Origin of the sequence: Flavihumibacter sp. UBA7668 (assembly GCF_002483205.1) — a bacterium.
Taxonomy (GTDB): domain Bacteria; phylum Bacteroidota; class Bacteroidia; order Chitinophagales; family Chitinophagaceae; genus Flavihumibacter.
The window spans coordinates 443,564-461,752 of the sequence record NZ_DLHM01000003.1; the positions used below are offsets into that span (position 1 = coordinate 443,564).

Annotated in this window: 12 protein-coding genes; 4 read left to right on the top strand and 8 right to left on the bottom strand. The window is 42.0% G+C overall.

Going from position 1 to position 18,189, the window contains the following annotated elements; genetic code table 11:
* Genes B2746_RS07680 through B2746_RS07690 form a run of 3 tightly spaced genes read right to left on the bottom strand, consistent with a single transcriptional unit; the run spans window position 1 to window position 2,088 of the window.
* A complete protein-coding gene (locus tag B2746_RS07680) occupies window positions 1–384 on the bottom strand; it encodes a DUF3037 domain-containing protein (RefSeq protein ID WP_290792277.1) in 384 nt (127 codons plus the stop codon).
* On the bottom strand, window positions 362–1,159 hold the full coding sequence (locus B2746_RS07685; protein ID WP_290792278.1) for a HipA family kinase: 798 nt from the start codon (window positions 1,157–1,159) through the stop codon (window positions 362–364). The genes B2746_RS07680 and B2746_RS07685 overlap by 23 nt, the downstream gene beginning before the upstream one ends.
* A gap of 11 nt (window positions 1,160–1,170) precedes the next feature.
* Window positions 1,171–2,088 carry an EamA family transporter gene (locus B2746_RS07690; protein ID WP_290792279.1) on the bottom strand — a complete coding sequence of 306 codons (918 nt, stop codon included), beginning with the start codon at window positions 2,086–2,088 and terminating at the stop codon, window positions 1,171–1,173.
* A 332-nt stretch (window positions 2,089–2,420) separates the two neighbouring features.
* On the opposite strand from B2746_RS07690, the gene B2746_RS07695 reads away from it, so the two are divergent.
* Window positions 2,421–3,134 (top strand): lytic transglycosylase domain-containing protein, encoded by a 714-nt coding sequence (locus B2746_RS07695; RefSeq protein WP_290792280.1) that lies wholly within the window; start codon window positions 2,421–2,423, stop codon window positions 3,132–3,134.
* Here the strand turns inward: B2746_RS07695 and B2746_RS07700 are convergent.
* A complete protein-coding gene (locus B2746_RS07700; protein WP_290792281.1) occupies window positions 3,096–8,021 on the bottom strand; it encodes a PKD domain-containing protein in 4,926 nt (1,641 codons plus the stop codon). The genes B2746_RS07695 and B2746_RS07700 overlap by 39 nt on opposite strands.
* Window positions 8,022–8,115: 94 nt before the next feature.
* On the opposite strand from B2746_RS07700, the gene B2746_RS07705 reads away from it, so the two are divergent.
* The gene (locus B2746_RS07705) at window positions 8,116–10,014 is read left to right on the top strand and encodes an IGHMBP2 family helicase (RefSeq protein WP_290792282.1); all 1,899 of its coding nucleotides are present in this window, start codon (window positions 8,116–8,118) and stop codon (window positions 10,012–10,014) included.
* Here B2746_RS07705 and B2746_RS07710 read toward each other — a convergent pair whose 3' ends face one another.
* Genes B2746_RS07710 through B2746_RS07725 form a run of 4 tightly spaced genes read right to left on the bottom strand, consistent with a single transcriptional unit; the run spans window position 10,015 to window position 13,360 of the window.
* A complete protein-coding gene (locus B2746_RS07710) occupies window positions 10,015–10,716 on the bottom strand; it encodes a DUF4197 domain-containing protein (RefSeq protein WP_290792283.1) in 702 nt (233 codons plus the stop codon).
* 14 nt (window positions 10,717–10,730) lie between these two features.
* Window positions 10,731–11,426 (bottom strand): DUF92 domain-containing protein, encoded by a 696-nt coding sequence (locus B2746_RS07715; protein ID WP_290792284.1) that lies wholly within the window; start codon window positions 11,424–11,426, stop codon window positions 10,731–10,733.
* Between the two features lie 3 nt (window positions 11,427–11,429).
* The gene (locus tag B2746_RS07720) at window positions 11,430–12,416 is read right to left on the bottom strand and encodes a type I glyceraldehyde-3-phosphate dehydrogenase (RefSeq protein WP_290792285.1); all 987 of its coding nucleotides are present in this window, start codon (window positions 12,414–12,416) and stop codon (window positions 11,430–11,432) included.
* A 47-nt stretch (window positions 12,417–12,463) separates the two neighbouring features.
* Window positions 12,464–13,360: an AraC family transcriptional regulator gene (locus B2746_RS07725; RefSeq protein WP_290792286.1), complete on the bottom strand. Its 897-nt coding sequence runs from the start codon at window positions 13,358–13,360 to the stop codon at window positions 12,464–12,466.
* A gap of 125 nt (window positions 13,361–13,485) precedes the next feature.
* On the opposite strand from B2746_RS07725, the gene B2746_RS07730 reads away from it, so the two are divergent.
* Both B2746_RS07730 and B2746_RS07735 read left to right on the top strand, forming a co-directional pair.
* Complete coding sequence (locus tag B2746_RS07730; protein WP_290792287.1) at window positions 13,486–14,826, top strand: sugar porter family MFS transporter; 1,341 nt, start codon at window positions 13,486–13,488, stop codon at window positions 14,824–14,826.
* Window positions 14,827–14,848: 22 nt separating this feature from the next.
* Entirely contained in the window at window positions 14,849–18,181 is a 3,333-nt protein-coding gene (locus B2746_RS07735; protein WP_290792288.1) for a DUF5107 domain-containing protein, read from the top strand.
* Window positions 18,182–18,189: the final 8 nt, after the last annotated feature.

Here is an 18,189-nt window from a genome sequence, read left to right on the forward strand (position 1 = left end):
TTACAAAACCAGCTGTTCAAACAATTTTTGCAGGGCTTTATCCGGTTCCGCACAGAAACCGGGGTGTACTTTGGAACTTTGTAAAATAGTGCTTCGGGTTGCCGTTAGCCAGCGAAATCGGCTGGCTGGATCCAGTTGGGCAATTGGTCCGCCATTTTTTACTCCAATACATACCAGCTCAAAAGAATTAAGATAAGCCTGCAATTCTTCCAGATCCAGTTCCTTGTAAAGTGCTTTCAGTCGAACTGGATCCAGGTGAAATTTGCATTGCAAAAATTTAGCTTCCCTGCTGTACAACACCACTCCGATATTGCTAAATTCTTCTCTTTCCACCCTGGGCACTACACGCAGGATGGCGTACTCAAATAAGCGCTGTCCTTGCATCGATGGCCTGTTTTAAAAAGATGGAAGAATTGGTTAATCGCCTGCAAAGAAAGGTTTCATACACAGCGCGCTGTTCATCAAACGACAGCGGCAGTTCTTTGGAAAGCCAGTCCTCCGGAATTTGTTTTACAATGGCATGAATGGCTGCCGGATTGATATGCTCCTTCCCCCATTTATCAGCCGCCTGCAGTTCTGAAGCAAAAGGAAGCAGCACATGGTCTTTGATTGCTGCAAATGGACGCAGGGATTGTTCCTCCCAATCGTCCCAGTTATGATGAAAATACAGACAGGCGCCATGATCAATCACCCATAATTCTTTGTACCACATCAGCATATTGGTATTCCTGCTTGTACGATCCACATTGGTCAGAAAAGCATCCATCCAAACGATTCGGGAGGCAAGGACCGGATCCGGTCTGCTCACATTGGGGTCATAGGTAATAGATCCTGACAAATAATGAACGCCCAGGTTCATTCCTTCACTTGCTTTCAGCAGGTCCTGAATTTCTTCATCCGGCTCTGTTCGACCAAAGGCTTCATCTACTGTAGCAAAAACAAGTTCAGGAACTTTAAGGCTAAGTAAGCGGGCGATTTCTCCACCAATCAATTCAGCAATCAGTGCTCTTGTTCCCTGTCCCGCTCCCCTGAATTTCAGTACGTATAAAAAGCCATCATCTGCCTCTGCAATAGCAGGCAATGATCCGCCTTCGCGAAGCGGAGTTACATATCTTGTAACAGCTACTGTTCTCAATCCGTTTAAATTGCTTTGCTGCATACTTGTCAATTCTATTTGCCTGCTTTTGAAACAGTAGTATAACTGTTCCAGTTAATCATTAATACACTTAGCAAAATTACAACCAGTCCAATTATCTGAAAAGCTGTTACTTTTTCATTGGCGAAAATGGCACCCAATAAAACCGCAATTACAGGGTTTACATAGGCATAGGTGCCAGCCTGGGCTGCGGGACGAACTTTCAGGAGATAGAGATAACTCATAAAAGCTATTACAGAGCCAGGAATCATCAGGTACAACAATGCCAGCCATCCGCCGGTACTCACCTGGCTCCACTGGAAGTCGGTCAGTTCGTTGGAAAGAAGACTGGGAATAAGGGAGAAAATTCCGGCAGCCAGTAACTGTATTCCGGCACTGGTTGCCACATCCGCCTGAACAGCCTGGTATTTAACATAAAGTGAACCGATTGTCCAGGAAATACAACCCAATAAAATAACGCCGATTCCAATGAGTTGCATCCAACCCGATTCAGATTGTAATCCATTTCTCACACCGGTTCCAAAAAGCAACAAAATTCCGGCAAATCCCAGTATAACACCAATGATCACCCGCTTATCACCAAAATAAAAGGGCCATTGTTTTTTATCCAGTAAAACAAACCAGACTGGTAAAGATGCTACCAGAATAGCTGCTATTCCCGAGCTCAGGTATTGTTGAGCCCATAATACAGAACCGCTCCCGCCCACCAGCATCAGAATTCCCCCGATACTGTTTACGGTTATTACTTTTGAGCCCGGAATGGGATGCTTTTTCAAGAGCGACCAGCCTAGTAATATCAGTCCGGCTATTGCAAAGCGCATTGACCCCAGTAGATAAGGTGGAATCGTTGCCAATCCAAACTGGGCCGCCAGATAGGTAGACCCCCAAATCAGGTAAACTGCCGCAAATGCAAGAAATACTTTTATTGTCAAATGATGGATTTAAAGCATAATGATACTACTTTTTAACAATTAACTTATCCACATCAATTTTCAATCATAAGTCATTGATTATGCATACAGTAGGTACGATTATGAACAACCGAAAAAGTTGATTCGTATTTTCCCCTAGTACTTCAACCTTGCATTAAAGTTTCCAAAAGACTAGCTTTGCATCATCAATCGTTCAGATTACCGGATTGTTGAAAAACCCAAATCGTCCGCCCGCCGGTTATTCTGATCCTCTCCAATATTCCTTTGATCTTCCTTTTTCTGTTTATTATCCAAAACCCTGGGTCGGCATTGTTCATCTTTAATGTACCCGTATGTTAAGATCTCAATGGCTGAAACTTGTAATGGTTCTTAATTTGTTTTTTTTCTTCAGTGCATCAGCACGCAATTCCATGCAAAAAAGAAGTGTAGTGGAAGAAGCTGCTACAAGAAGCCTCGGTTCTTTTGATGTATTTGAGCCTAAAAGTTATTCCCATCATTATGGGCTGCAGTTGTATATCAGCAAGTACAACAAAATGCAGAAAGAAGTATTTCAACTCATTAAAAAAAGAGATAAAGCCAAACTCAAAATGATGGGGAAGGTTTTCCGTTCCTACAAATTGCCGGCTGAACTAAAATACATGGCAATTGTAGAATCAGAACTTAAAAGTACTGCCACTTCAAAAGTCGGTGCTGTTGGTGTATGGCAGTTAATGCCATCCACTGCCATGCAACTTGGTCTTCGTGTTGATTCAATTGTTGATGAACGCCAGAATATTCAAAAAAGCACAAAAGCTGCTGCACTTTATTTGCGCGATTTACATCGCACTTTTAAAGACTGGTCATTAGCCGTTGCAGCTTACAATTGTGGTCCCGGTCCGGTTTATAAAGCAATTAAAAAAGCAGGTTCCAGAAACTATTGGGATTTACAGCAATACCTTCCAAAAGAAACCCGTCACCATGTAAAAAAACTCATGGCTACCCAAATCTATTTTGAAGGTGAATCCCAACTAGCGGGTAATTACGATGGTGCCCTTGCGCGTAAATAATTCACCGGAATCGCAGATGAACTCAGCAAAATACACATAGGTACCGGTAGGCGCAGGATTACCCTTTATGGCTCCATTCCAACCCGCCTCCCGGTCACCTATCTGGAAATTGGTTCGCTCAAATACTACATCCCCAAGCCTGCTGAATACACGGAAGCTTTTCACTTTTTTAATACCCTTACCCATCATATTAAACAAATCATTCCTTCCATCATTATTGGGAGAAAAGGCATTGGGTATAGAAACATTTTCAGCACAAACCAGCTTGATGGCAATATCATCCGTTGCAATACAGCCATATTGGTTCTGAACCGTAACGGTATAAGTATAATCATCCTTGGGCGCTGCAATTGGATATGGGCAGGTTGTGCATTGCAGGTACCATTGTGGTGTCCAATTATATCGAACAACATCGCTGCTGTAAACAGGTTTAAGCTCTACACGTTCTCCAGTAAACAACTGGAGATCTCCTCCTGCATTTACCGTTGGCAAATCACGTACCACCACATTAACATGGGCTGTATCTGTAAAACAATTATAAGCATCATAACCTACAACCGTGTAGCGGGTATCTGCAACCGGAGTTGCAACCGGAGTTGAACTGGTAGCAGAACTGAGACCATCTCCAAGAATCCACTTATAGGTATTGGCTCCTGTAACGGGCAGATTTACAGACAATCCTCTGCAAACGGATGTATCTTCTGCAAGTTGTATAGTAAACGGACGTCCAACAGTTACAGTTGTAGAATCCCGGCTAAAGCACCCAAAGCTATTGGTAACTGTTACCTGATAGGTTGTTGTATATTCTGGTGAAACAAAAGGATTGGGAGAATTCAGTGAAGCTATTCCATCCGCAGCACGCCAATTATACTGTACCCCGTCTCTGGCAGTCAGCCGAACTGAATTCCCCAGACAAAGTACCGGATCCTTAGGAGTTAAACCGATCTCTGGATTTGGATTCACTATAAGCTGAGCCACTGTCGTATCACTGCAACCATTATGCGCAAGTATCAATTGAATCGGATAATTGCCGGCATTGGCAAATCGGATCGCAGCCGGATGCTGTTGATTGGCTGCACCGGTTCCACCAAAATCCCAGGTCCATGTCATTACTCCATCCCGATCTGCAGTTGCTGTAAACAATGCCTCTGTATTGGCACATATAGAACCTGGTCCCTGAATGGAAGCTTTTGTGGTAGGTACTACCTCCAGCGAAACCACAGAAGAAGCTTTACATCCAAATGGTGAAACTATTTCAACACCAGCTTCATAAGTACCCGGACTGTTATAATAAAACGAAGGAAGATCCAAATCACTTTGCTGACCATGCCCAGACTCCCAGCGATAGCTTAGCGGCAAACCCAATTCAGAAGCTGCCAGACTGGTAATCTCCGGATTTAACTGAACAAATCCGGAGTCACAAAGAATAGCAGGGTCGGCACTGGCTTTGGTCAGCAGTTGATCAATAATGATTTTATCATCAATTTTCGAATTACCTGCACAACCTGAAGGATCTTTAAGAATTAAAGCCGGCTGATAGATACCCGGACTCCGATACGTATGGACAGCAAATGTATCCGTGGTTTGCAAAAGTGTACCGTCGCCAAAATCCCAGGTGAAAGAACTTGCATTGCGTACCACAGCATTTAACTGCACCGTCAGATCCTGGCATCCAAATAAGGTGTCGGCAGAAAGAATAGCATAAGGTCCTTTAATTTCTATAGGAACTTTTAATGAATCCACGGTATTATTAAAGCCATATGCATAGATCGTCACAGTATATAAACCCGGAAGATCATACGTACTAGAAACATTGTTCAAATTGCCTGCACTGCGGCCATTTCCAAAATCCCATCGAATCGACTGGTAATTGTCTGAAGTATTGGTAAAACTTGCAACAACCGGCGGACAATTATTATTGTTTATATAGGAAGTCGTATAACTAAATCCGGCAGAAACATCTTTTACTGCAACCACCTTATAGGCCGTATCGCGGCATCCGGTTGTGATATCTCTTGCAATCAAACGAACCGTATCATTGGTAACACCCGGATAGTATTTATCTGCATAATATCCTGCTGCCGTTGTGCCATCCTGAAATCTCCAACGATAATCTATTGAATTATAGGGATACGTATTGCTGGTGCTGTAAAATCCAACAGTGGTTTGAGGAATTACTCTTGCCGGACTAAAATTAAAACTCGCTTTAGGCCCGTAAATCCGAACCGACTTGGAATAATCTCCGGTTGAATGATGGCAACCCTCGGCATCCGTCACTTTCAGTTTCGCATAATATTGTTGAGGCTCCTTGTATAAGTGAGTAACCGGGGCATTGTTGTTTTTTGAAGCAGTACTATTATCGCCAAAGCTCCATTCCCATTTAACTATTGGTACATTGTTCTGTCCAATGGACTGATCAATAAAATGCGCTGAATCTTTAAAACAAAAAAAGTTCTCAGCCATTTTAAAATCTGCAATCGGGCCTTTGATGATTAGCGGGAGTAAATTAGTTGTATCATAACAACCAAAATAATGTGAAAGCAGTACCGCCTGAATACCCTTTTTGGCAGGATCAAGATTGCTATGCCTGCCGTTGTAGGTTGTTGTCCAATAGTCACCCGATTGAGTAAGATTTTCATACTGGCTGCCGTCCTGGTAAAGTATACTATTTACCATATAATGCGTTCCATAATACCAGCTGACAGGCCTTGGATTGTTGTCCATACCGGTAATTTTTATATCAAGCGATGAACTGGAGCAGAGTTCTGTAATTGCAGAACTCAATACCGGATTCTGCTTCAGCAAAACCGGAGCGTCCAGCGAATCACTGACCGTACAGGAGCCATTAGTGATCGTAAGCTTTACTTTAAAGGAGCCTGACTTGGAATAGGTATGCCGAACATACTCCTGTCCATTTGCCCAGCTGACTGGTGGAGACCCATCACCAAAGTCCCAGGTATAGGTTTCTGCATCCCTGCTGGCTTGATAAATGGTTACCTCTCCTCTGGTATCATCACAGGTATTGGTGGAGTACGTCACATCAGGAAAACCAGGTTTTACTTCCACATAGTCCGTTTTTGACATGGTATCGAGGCAATTGCCATTATAGGCAATCAACTGAACAGAATATTTTCCTGCATTTTGAAACTGGTGAATGGCATCGTTTCCGATATAAGTTGTAGGCTGAAAATCATAAAACTCCCACCTGTAGCCTGTTGTATAACCCGTAGTGAGATTGGTAAAGCGATGTGGTGTATTCCCACAAATAGTGGTGGGATCCGTTTTAAAATCGGCCACCGGTCTTTTATTGATATTGATTAATGTTGTTGCAGTTCCCTTACACCCGGATTTGGTTGTGAAACTGAGTTTAACATTAAAAGCACCTTCTTTTGTAAAAACATGTTCCGGTTCCGCCTGCGTTGACGTACCACCATCTCCAAAATCCCATTGATAGGATTCTATTTCTTCCGACTGATAGGTGCCGAATTTGTTCTTCAAATTTATACAACCGGATTGCGCCCCGGAGAGGAGTGTAATGCTAACATTGGGTTTATAAATATTTATATACCTCGAAACATTTGAAACGCAACCAGCAGCATTCTCCACTTTCAATGTCACATAATAGGATCGATCTGAAGGAAAGGTATAACTGGCTTCTTTTGTACTGGCAAATGCAGTACTGAAATCAACCGACCAGCTCCACTTGACGGCAGAACTGGTTGTATCCTTTAATTTAACCGTTTGAGGTGCCCCGCAGCTTGATCCCAGGTCCAATACAAACCCATCGAGATCTGGTCCCGTTTTCACATCCACTTCCTTGGTAACCGATTGAATACAATTGCCATAACGTGCATTCATGGTTAGCTTCCGCTTTCCGGGCTGATAAAAAACAAAATTCACAGACGAATTTCCATTTGACCATGCTGAACTGCCATCATCTGCAGACCATGATACTTCAGCAGGCGCTGGTGTGCTTGTGTTTTGAATTACAAAACTGTTGCCGTTACAAATTAATGCAGGCACTTTAAAGTCGGCAGTAAAATCAGCCACACTTAACTTAACCGTTGCACTGGTAGCAACACAACCATATTCATTTTTAACAGTCAGTTTTACATCAAACTTTCCTTTTTTATTATATGTATGTGTAGGAGAAGCAGCAGTTGAAGTAGAACCATCTCCAAAATCCCAGGCATAGGTCAGATTACCCGGACCGGTACTTGTATTCGAAAAACTCACCGGATCATTTTCTTTACAAACAACCTGACTCGCCACATTAAATCCGGCAGTTAATGCAGGAAAAATTTCTACAAGTGCCGGCTTTTCCAATGTACGAAAACAGCCATGACTATTCGTCACCGTTAAACTGATGGATGCTTTTTGAGGGTTCTGGTAAGTATGGGAAATCTTCTGCAAACCCGCACCCTGCTGCAAACCACCATCTCCAAAATCCCAGAAATAACTTGAAATAGTTCCATTTCCTGCAGTTGAACTGCTGGATAATTCAACAGCAAGCGGAGCACAACCCTTCAACACATTGGAAGAAAAATCAACTTCCGGCTTTTTATAAACAGTAACCTGCAGGGTTTTAGTAGAACTTTGACTGCCATCCTTTGCCGTTAACGTTACTGAATATACTTTTTCATCATTATAGGTGGCCCCCGGGTTTTTCAATGCTGAAGTATTTCCATTGCCGAAGCTCCAGCTATAGCTTGTAGCCGCTGTTGTGCCGGTTGATGTATTGGTAAATGAAACTGCATGTGGTGCACAGCCCCCTGGTTTATCAATAGTAAAATCAGCCTTCAACTGACTCAAAACAGGAAATGCAACAAATATCAGCAGACATGCCAATACAATGCGAAGAAAATGATAAGGTTTTATTTTCGCCATTCAGATGGGTTAGGGGTTTCGCGCGTTGCAATATAGCGCGATACCAGAATAAACGCAAGCGTATACATAGGTTATTTTTTCATTATTTTGCCCGATGGATTATTTCAGAAAGCTGGCGCTGCTGTTGAAACAGGAAAGAGAAGAAGATAAAAAAGCATTTGATCTGTTATCTCAAAACAGCTCTGTTCAGGATAGGAGAACCAATGGTTACTGCTGGTACCCGGTAGCTATCCGCGATACAGAACTGGGCAAGGGTGATTATCTGACGGTCCAGTTTGAACGAACAACCCACACTGAAATCCCATCCGCTTTTCGCTTCGGAGGCGCGGCCACCCTCTTCTCAAACCATGCTCCCAAAAAAGATCGGATGGAGGGGATTATTTCGCATATATCCGGCAACACACTGAAAATCAGCTTCCGAACGGAGGATCTGCCAGATTGGGCAGACGATGGCAAGCTGGGAATTGACCTGGCTTTTGATGATAACAGCTATGAAGAAATGCGGAAAGCCCTGCAATTGGCCGATGCTTTGAAAGAAAAACGGGAGGATGGCAGATTGATTCGCATTCTGACACAACAGGAGCCACCAGACTGGCATAGAGATATCCCTGAATTTCAAACCAAGGGCCTCAATGAAAGCCAACTGGCTGCTGTCCGAAAAATTCTGCAGACGGAAGACCTTGCGATTGTTCATGGTCCGCCTGGAACCGGTAAAACAACCACCCTTGTACAGGCGGTAAAGGCACTTAGTCAAACAGAAAAAGGCCCCATTCTGGTGGTAGCAGCCAGTAATGCCGCCGTTGATCTCCTGAGCGAAAAAATTGCAGCAGCCGGCTTAGCCGTGCTTCGTATAGGTAATCCTGTCAGAGTATCTGAGCATCTTCAATCCCTTACCCTGGACGACAAACTCTCGCTTCATCCGCGCATGAAAGATATCCGGAAGATGAAAAAACAGGCAGATGAATATCGCTCCCTGGCCCACAAATACAAACGAAGTTTTGGTAAGGCGGAATGGGAACAACGGAAAGCTCTTTTCAAAGAAGCAAAACTTATAATGCAGGAAGTTGATGATACCCTGCAGTATATGACCAGGGATACCATTGATCGCGCGCAGGTTATAACCGCTACCCTTGTTGGCGCCGCACATTCAAGTATAGAAAAACTTCGCTATCATACGGTGGTCCTGGACGAAGCTACACAGGCCCTGGAACCGGCTGCGTGGATTCCCATTCTCAAAGGGAAAAAACTGGTACTTGCCGGCGACCATCACCAACTTGCTCCTACTGTAAAAAGTCCTGAAGCAGCTGCAAATGGCCTTACTGTTACTCTTTTTGAAAAACTCTTGAAGGCTTATCCGGAAACGGTGTCCATGCTGCAGGTTCAATACCGTATGAATGCTGCCATTATGGAATTTTCCAATCAGGAATTTTATGAAAATCGGTTGGTAGCTGCCCCAGATGTGGCAGATCGATTAATTATGCCGCATGATCTTCCATTTTTGTTCATCGACACAGCCGGCTGTGGTTTCGAAGAAAAACAAGTTGGAACAAGTATGAGCAATCCAGAAGAAGCTGCTTTTCTGGTTAAACAATTCAACCAATACTGGTCAACCATTCTGGAATCAGGACAAAATCAGGAACCGTTGTCAGTTGGAATTATTGCGCCATATAAAATGCAGCTGGAAGCGATTCAGGAAGCCTTTAAAGATGCAGGCGGCTTCCCTGAATCGGCAAAGATTTCCATCAATACAGTTGATAGTTTCCAGGGGCAGGAACGCGATATCATTTATATCAGCATGACCCGCTCCAACAACGACAACCGAATTGGTTTCCTTTCAGAAATCCGACGAATGAATGTGGCTATGACCCGTGCCAAAATGAAACTGGTTATCATTGGCGATAGCAGTACACTGGCACAACACGCTTTTTACGCACGATTAATCGAATTGGCCGAAAAACGAAATGCCTATAAAAGCGCCTGGGAGTTTTTATAATTACTGCTGACTAAACACTTTCTTCAACAACTCTGTCACACGGGCTGCCGGATCCTTTCTGATTTTTTGCTCTTCGAGCGAGAGCTCAAGGAAAATTCCCGCCATTGCTTTTTCCGTTACATAGGCAGTGAGATCGGTATTTACCGGAGTACGGGATACTTTATTGTAAGCAGAAAATACATCATTCCAGTATTTGGTGGCCTCCACTTTTTTCAGGGAAGCCTCAATAACCGGACGGAAAGCTTCTGTTAATTGGGAACTTGTTTTGTCCTTGAAATAGTTTGTTGCTGCAAAATCTCCTCCCTTCAATATACCCACCGCATCATTGATCGTCATTTGCGTGATGGCATTTTTAAAAATCGGCAAGGCTGATTTGGAAGCTTCTTCCGCACCACGATTCATGGATTGAATGGCTTTATCCACCACCGATCCCAAGCCAATACTTCGAAGGGTAGATTCTACTTTCTGCGCTTCCGGAGGCATCAGAATTTTCAATGCGGCATTGGAGAAAAATCCATTTACTGACGATAATCGGATGGTACTATTCTGTGCGCCGATACTGAGGGCTTCTTTGAGTCCCGCTGCCACCTGGGATACATTATTGTCAGTTCCTGCTGGTAATCCATTTAAAATATGCTGGGTGGTTTCACAACCGGAACAAAGCAGGAATGCAGTCAGACTGCCAATTATTAATAGTTTCATCGATCTGGATTTTATTAAAAAGCAAGTATAAGTAAGATTATGCAAATCACCGCCACCAGGGTATTCAGCAGGTTGACGAAATCATTAGAAAGATACCCTTTCCGTTGCCATAGTGCACCAAAATAAGAGTCAGCCAGATTTCCCAAAACACCGGCAAACAACACATAAAGAGATGATCTGATGCTTAAATCAAGCAGGAAGCAGGCAAAAGCTATAAGTCCGCTGCCTATCAGCCCAAACATAAACCCTTCCCCGCTTATCACCCCATCAGCTCCGCGTTTATCAGGTTGAAAACTGATGATATTAATGAATCGCTTTCCGAATCGGGTACCCAATTCAGAGGACAGGGTATCTCCTGTGCCGGAGGAAAAGGCCGCTGCTACCAGCAGTAAAAAAAAATCAGGATGGTCAGCAGTAAGAAATGAAAGTAATCCCGCCAATGCTGCTACGCCACCATTTGCCCAAACCTGACTGGCTTTTCGGTCTGGTCCTGGGAGGCGCTTCCCTTGTCTGACAAATCGGGTAGCACCGGCACCGCAAACAAAAAAAATGGCCAGCAAAATCAAGCCGGATAATCCTGTCCCCAGCCAAATTAAATATGCAACAATTGCGCCGGACAAAGCAGCTAATTTATTAAGCAGACCGGCCTTCACAGTCAAAGCGGATAAAGTCAGGATCAGCAAAGGAACAAGGACAGCTTGATACTGCATGGCTTATAAAAATGGTTTCCAGTAATGCAGCCAGTCGAGCATTCTGCTTGTATAACCGTACTCATTATCAAACCAGGCAATCAGTTTTACCTGGCGGCCAACAACAGAAGTAAGACTGCCATCAATAATGAGGGAATGTGTATTTCCTTTGATGTCTGCTGATACCAGTTCATCTTCCGTGTATGCTAATACCGAAGCATAATCGCTCTCAGAAGCTTTTCGAAATATGGCATTGATCTGATCTCGGCTTATATCTTCTTTCATTTGCAGGGTGATATCCGTCAGTGCGCCATTTGTAACAGGCACGCGAATCGACATGGCAGCCAGTTTCCCTTTCAATGGAAAGAGCCGGTCCAGCGATTTCACCAGGTCTATTTCAACCGGGATAATCGATTCAGCCGCCGCACGACCTCTTCTGAATTGCGGATGCGCAGTATCTACAAGCTCCTGACGCGAAGTATAGGAATGCAGGATATTAAAATGCGCAGATTCAATACCGATGGATTGCATCAGGTAAAGAATATGTGTACTGCAATTGGTCATGCAACCACCCGGAGAAATAATATCTACTGATGCAACCAGCTGGTGTTGATTGAAGCCGAAAATCAATAAGGGAATATCTTCCGATCCGGTGGTGGAGAGTAGCACTTTTCTTGCCCCGGAAGTCAGGTGTTTCGTCGCACCGGCCTTGCTGCTGAAACGACCGGAGCATTCAAGTACAATATCCACCTTCAGTGATTTCCAATCCAGTTGCGATGGATCCTGTTGTTGAAATGCATGAATTTTTTGTCCATCTATACAAATACGATCTGTATCTAACACGATGTTTTTATGGAGAGGTCCATATAAAGAATCATACTTCAGCAAATAAACCAGGTTATCAATCGGCATCACATCATTTACTGCCACCAGCTCAATACCTTCCTGATTCAGTAAGCGCCGAAAAAGCAAACGTCCGATCCGGCCCATTCCATTGATCGCTACTTTCATGAGGAGAATTTAGGGCGCAAAGATCAGGATTAAATCGAGATTTTAATTTATTTTGCTCTTTCCTTAAAATTTTTGGGAGATACACCCATCGTATTTTTAAATACTCTGGAAAAATGATAAGGATCAATATACCCCAGAGTATGCGCAATAGTTTTTATTTTTTGATCTGAATCCATTAATAACTGACCCGCTTTTTGAATTTTGAGTGAAGTGAATAAATTAATTGGGGAGTATTTTGTTTTCTCTCTAAAGAGTGTTGAAAGATGAGAAGGAGACATGTGTACATGTTTGGCCAACTCTTCGAGTGTAAAATTTTTATCAAGATTATTTTTCATCAAATCAATAATTTCCTGAATGGGATTTTCATTCTTATTCTCCGTTTTAAAATGTACTCTTTTGAAAGAGGCCAAAAATGCATAAAGACTGCTATTGGCATAAATAAGATTATCCGTATTGTTCATCAATTCGAGATGTTGTAACATCTCATCAAATAACATTATTCTGGTAGGGGACGGCGCTGCAATGGATGGCGCATATCCCTCCTTTGTTTGAAGATACCGTGTATAATAATCCGCCGTATCACCTGTAAAATGTACCCAGTAAATACTCCAGGGTGTTTTTATATCAGCACCATATTCATGCATAATTCCTTTGGGTAGTATAAAATAATAATTGGGTTTTACGATATATCGTTTACTATTGATAATGAACCAACCCTCTCCTTTAGTGCAATAAATTAAGATATGCTGATTACAGCCATGTACCCTCTTTCTGTTGTGAAAAGCGGCATTCGGATAATATCCCATGTCTGTAATAAATAGTTTTTTGCAAAAAACATGTGACGCACATTGCTTTCTCTTGGTTTGTGGGAGAATGCAGGAACGCTGACCCTGAAATCCTTCCTTAATTTTTGGGGTCGTTTCAGGTATGGCTATAATATCCATCTTTAAACATAATTTGTATTAATCGTTTACTTAAATATAGTAATTATATCCATCATTTTATATTTTTCTTCCATTGTTAAAGCCAGTTTAGTGGTCCATCTTTGTAAGACTTCAAGGCTTGCTATATGAATAACGATGCTATAAAAATTAATAATCGATTTGTATTCTCGATGGCATTTATTTCTGCCCTGGGTGGATATTTATTTGGTTTTGATTTTGCTGTTATTGCTGGCGCATTGCCTTTTCTTCGCGATCAATTTTCCTTTAATGAATACTGGGATGGTTTTGCAACAGCCTCATTAGCGCTCGGTTGTGTAATTGGATGTCTGTTAGCGGGTAACCTTTCCGATAAATATGGCAGAAAACCCGGTTTGTTACTGGCGGCTGCCATCTTTTTTCTTTCTTCCTTAGCAATGGCTGCCGCTACCAGTCGCGATTTTTTTATTGCCTGTCGATTTATTGCAGGTATTGGCGTAGGAATGGCATCCACCCTATCTCCGCTTTACATTGCTGAAATAGCACCTTCCGCAACCCGTGGACGAATGATTGCTATTAATCAACTCACCATTGTACTAGGTATTTTAATTACCAATATTGTAAACTACAGCCTTAGAAATGATGGACCCGATGCCTGGAGATGGATGGTGGGTTTAGGTGCAGTACCTGCTGCACTTTTTCTGGCAGGTGTTTGGTGGCTGCCAGAAAGTCCCAGATGGTTGTGTAAGGCAGGAAAAAATCATCAGGCATACCAGGTATTGTCAAAAATTGGTGGAAAGACTTATGCCAATAATATGTTGAATTCTTCTGGTATGCAGATAACCAGTGAATCTAAGGTTCGCTATTCCCAACTTTTTCATAAAGCTGTTTTGCCCGCATTATTGGTTGGTATGGGGTTAGCTGTTTTTCAACAATTTTGCGGTATTAATGTGGTGTTCAATTTTACAACTACCATTTTTGCAAGCATTGGATTTGATCAGGATGATCAGTTAAAACAAACGGTATTTATTGGGATTGTTAATCTGCTATTCACACTGTTGGCGATGTGGCAGGTTGATAAAATTGGCAGAAAACCTCTGATGCTTTTTGGTGCCGGAGGCCTGTCGGTTTTATACCTGCTCAGCGGTTTTTTATTGCAGCAACAATCTAGTGCAGCAGCCTGGACATTACTGGCCGCAATTGGCGTATATGCTATGTCGTTAGCCCCGGTTACCTGGATTTTAATTGCAGAAATATTTCCCACCCATGTAAGAGGATTAGCAGTTTCCACCGCAGTGGTAGCACTTTGGCTCGCTTATGCATTGCTTGTTTTTACATTTCCAATTCTGGCCAGTAAACTTGGAACCTATACGCCTTTTTACCTATACGCTGGCATATGTGCTGCCGGATTCATTTTTATAAAAATGAAGGTCAGGGAAACAAAAGGTAAATCACTCGAAGAAACCGGAGAAAGTTTTTTTACCCACTAAATCACAAAACCATTATATAGTCATGGAAGTAAAAGCATGGAAGGAATCTGTAACCATTCCTACCTATAGGATCGGCGAACCTGACAAAAATCCCATGTTTCTTGAGAAAAGGGTTTATCAGGGAAGCAGCGGAGTTGTGTATCCTTATCCTGTTATTGATAAAGTTTATGATCGTAAAGAAGATAAAGAATGGATAGCACTTTACCTGGAAAATGAATTTCTGAAAGTGATGATTTTGCCTGAATTAGGCGGGCGAATTCAAATGGCGTATGATAAAACAAATGATTATCATTTTGTTTATTATAATCAGGTAATAAAACCTGCACTGGTTGGACTAGCCGGTCCATGGATCAGTGGAGGGATTGAATTTAACTGGCCGCAACACCACCGTCCGTCTACTTTTGATGCTACTGATTTCAGTATTGAAGAAAATGCAGATGGAAGTAAAACTATTTGGGTAAATGAATACGAAATAATGTTCAGAACCAGGTGTTCGCTTGGATTTACTTTATATCCTGATAGGGCCTATATAGAATTACATGCAAAGCTTCATAACCGTACCCCGTTTCCACAAACGTTCTTATGGTGGGCTAATCCTGCAGTAGCAGTGGATGAACATTATCAAAGTATATTTCCTCCTGATGTGCATGCTGTATATGATCATGGCAAAAGAGATGTAAGTTCTTTTCCAATTGCAACGGGAACCTACTATAAAATTGATTATTCTCCGGGTACTGACATTTCCATATATAACAATATTCCGGTACCAACCTCCTACATGGCCGGTAAAAGTAACTTCAATTTTGTTGGCGGATATCACCATAAAAAACGGGCCGGCTTAATGCATATAGCCAACCATCATGTTAGTCCGGGTAAAAAACAATGGACCTGGGGATCGGGTGAATTTGGAAAAGCATGGGATAAACACCTGACTGATGAAGATGGACCATATTTCGAATTGATGTGTGGCGTTTATACAGACAACCAGCCTGATTTTAGTTGGATTATGCCAAATGAAGTGCGGGAGTTTCGCCAATATTTTATGCCGTACAAAGAAATTGGTAAGGTAAAAAATGCTTCCATTGATGCTATGGTGAACCTTGAGTTTGCCAATGCTACTGCTACCATTCAGGTATATATTACCCAACGCAGAAAAATAAAAATCTGCTTGCGTAATGAAGCAACAATCATTTTTTCCGAACAGTTGGAACTTGGTCCCGAGAACGCCTATAAAAAAACTATTGAACTCCCTTTGAACCATTTACCGGATACAGCGTTCACCGTAGAGGTATTCGATGAAAACGATCAATTGCTGGTTAGTTATACGCCGGTTCCTGATCAGGAGGAAGCTCTGCCAGATCCTGCAAAACCTATTCCATCACCACTGGATGTAAATAGCGTGGAAGAATTGTACCTCGCAGGCTTACATCTGGAGCAATACCGGCATGCTACATATAATGCAGAGGACTATTATCGCGAAGCTCTGCGCAGAGACCCTTCTGATGTTCGTACCAATAACGCAATGGGGTTATTGTATTTAAGAAAAGGATTATTTAAAATAAGTGAAACCTATTTTGAAAAAGCAATTCAAAAGCTGAATAAACACAATCCAAACCCATACGAAGGAGAACCCTTATACAACCTGGGTTTAGCGCTCAAATTTCAGGAACGCTATGAAGAAGCGTATTCCAATTTTTATAAATCTACCTGGAATGCAGCCATGCAGGATAATGCGTTTATGCAACTTGCTTATATTGATTGTATCCGCAAGAATTATACCTCGGCTTTATTGCATGCAGAAGCTTCGCTTAACAGAAATTACTTAAGTGCAAAAGGGCGGCATCTGAAAACAATTATACTCCGCCATTCCAATAAACTGGATCTTGCATTGGATTCGGCAATTAATGCTGTAAAGCAGGATTTATTTGATTTCGGAAATTTGTTTGAATTGTATCTGTTGCTAAACCAGGCCGGAAAGCAATCTGAAAGCCATAAACAGCTTGGCGAGTTGAAGGAATTGATGCGTGGAAATGTGCATACCTATATAGAAATATCTCTCGATTATTCTTCAGCCGGTGATATGGATGCTGCCATTCAATTATTGGAAATAATTGAAGCATCTACTAACTATCCACTGGTTCATTATTATCTGGGTTATTATCAATATAAAAAAGGGAATCAGGAACTGGGGAAAAAAATGATCTTAAAGGGATTTGAATGCTCTCCTGATCGTGTTTTCCCAAATCGAATTGAAGATGTGGAAGTACTTAAGCAGGTATTACTGATCCATCCAACCGATTACAAAGCACTTTACTATCTGGGTAATTATTATTTCTCCAAACGGAGATATGAGGATGCTAAAATTTGTTGGGAACAATCCATTCAAATTAATAATAGTTTCCCGACTGTATTACGTAATCTGTGTATTACCTATTTTAACAAGTTTGGACGCAGGCAGGAGGCACTGAAATTATTGTCCGCCGCATTTGAAGCAGACACCACCGATGCTCGAATATTATTTGAGCTGGATCAGTTGAAAAAAATATTAAAAGTTGAACCTGCAGAGCGGCTTACTTTCCTGAGCAATTATCCGGAACTAATAAAAGAAAGAGATGATCTGTACATTGAGTATGTTCAACTTCATACTGTATTGAACAAAATTAAAGAAGCATCAGCATTGCTATACCAACGTCGATTTCACCCATGGGAGGGTGGAGAAGGTAAAACATCCGGTCAACATATTCAGATACAGGTTGAATTAGCAAAAGAGGCATATCGTAACGACGACTATGCATTGGCTTTAGAATGTTTAACTGCCGCCCAAACCTATCCTGATTGTCTGGGTGAAGGAAAGCTTGCAGGTGCACAGGAAAATGATATTCAATATTGGTTAGGTTGTGTATATGACAAAATGAACCAGCCTGCAGATGCCACACACTATTGGAGAAAAGCATCTTCCGGATTAACTGAACCTTCCATGGCTTTTTTTTACAATGATCAGCAACCCGATAAAATATTTTATCAGGGAATGGCATTGTTGAAATTGGGTGATATTGAAGCCGCCAGTAACCGCTTTGTTTCGTTGATAGATTATGGAACTGCAAACCTGAATAAAGAAATAAAAATGGATTTTTTTGCAGTTTCGCACCCTGATCTGATGATTTTTGATGAAGACCTTATAGTACGTAATAATATCCATTGCCATTATCTCCAGGCATTGGGATGGATGGGGCTTGGAGAAGCAGATAAAGCGGGCTATTGCTTTGATAAAGTGCTTTTACTGGATCCTGTTCATGCGGGAGCATTGCTTCACCAACGCGTACTTAAACACCAATATTTATATCCATTAGTTTAATGATAAAA

Excerpts from the sequence above, each read along its gene's own strand:
- B2746_RS07700 (WP_290792281.1), bottom strand. The coding sequence starts at position 8,021 with ATGGCGAAAATAAAACCTTATCATTTTCTTCGCATTGTATTGGCATGT.
- B2746_RS07705 (WP_290792282.1), top strand. The coding sequence starts at position 8,116 with ATGGATTATTTCAGAAAGCTGGCGCTGCTGTTGAAACAGGAAAGAGAA.
- B2746_RS07725 (WP_290792286.1), bottom strand. The coding sequence starts at position 13,360 with ATGGATATTATAGCCATACCTGAAACGACCCCAAAAATTAAGGAAGGA.
- B2746_RS07715 (WP_290792284.1), bottom strand. The coding sequence starts at position 11,426 with ATGCAGTATCAAGCTGTCCTTGTTCCTTTGCTGATCCTGACTTTATCC.
- B2746_RS07720 (WP_290792285.1), bottom strand. The coding sequence starts at position 12,416 with ATGAAAGTAGCGATCAATGGAATGGGCCGGATCGGACGTTTGCTTTTT.
- B2746_RS07685 (WP_290792278.1), bottom strand. The coding sequence starts at position 1,159 with ATGCAGCAAAGCAATTTAAACGGATTGAGAACAGTAGCTGTTACAAGA.
- B2746_RS07680 (WP_290792277.1), bottom strand. The coding sequence starts at position 384 with ATGCAAGGACAGCGCTTATTTGAGTACGCCATCCTGCGTGTAGTGCCC.
- B2746_RS07695 (WP_290792280.1), top strand. The coding sequence starts at position 2,421 with ATGTTAAGATCTCAATGGCTGAAACTTGTAATGGTTCTTAATTTGTTT.
- B2746_RS07735 (WP_290792288.1), top strand. The coding sequence starts at position 14,849 with ATGGAAGTAAAAGCATGGAAGGAATCTGTAACCATTCCTACCTATAGG.
- B2746_RS07730 (WP_290792287.1), top strand. The coding sequence starts at position 13,486 with ATGAATAACGATGCTATAAAAATTAATAATCGATTTGTATTCTCGATG.
- B2746_RS07710 (WP_290792283.1), bottom strand. The coding sequence starts at position 10,716 with ATGAAACTATTAATAATTGGCAGTCTGACTGCATTCCTGCTTTGTTCC.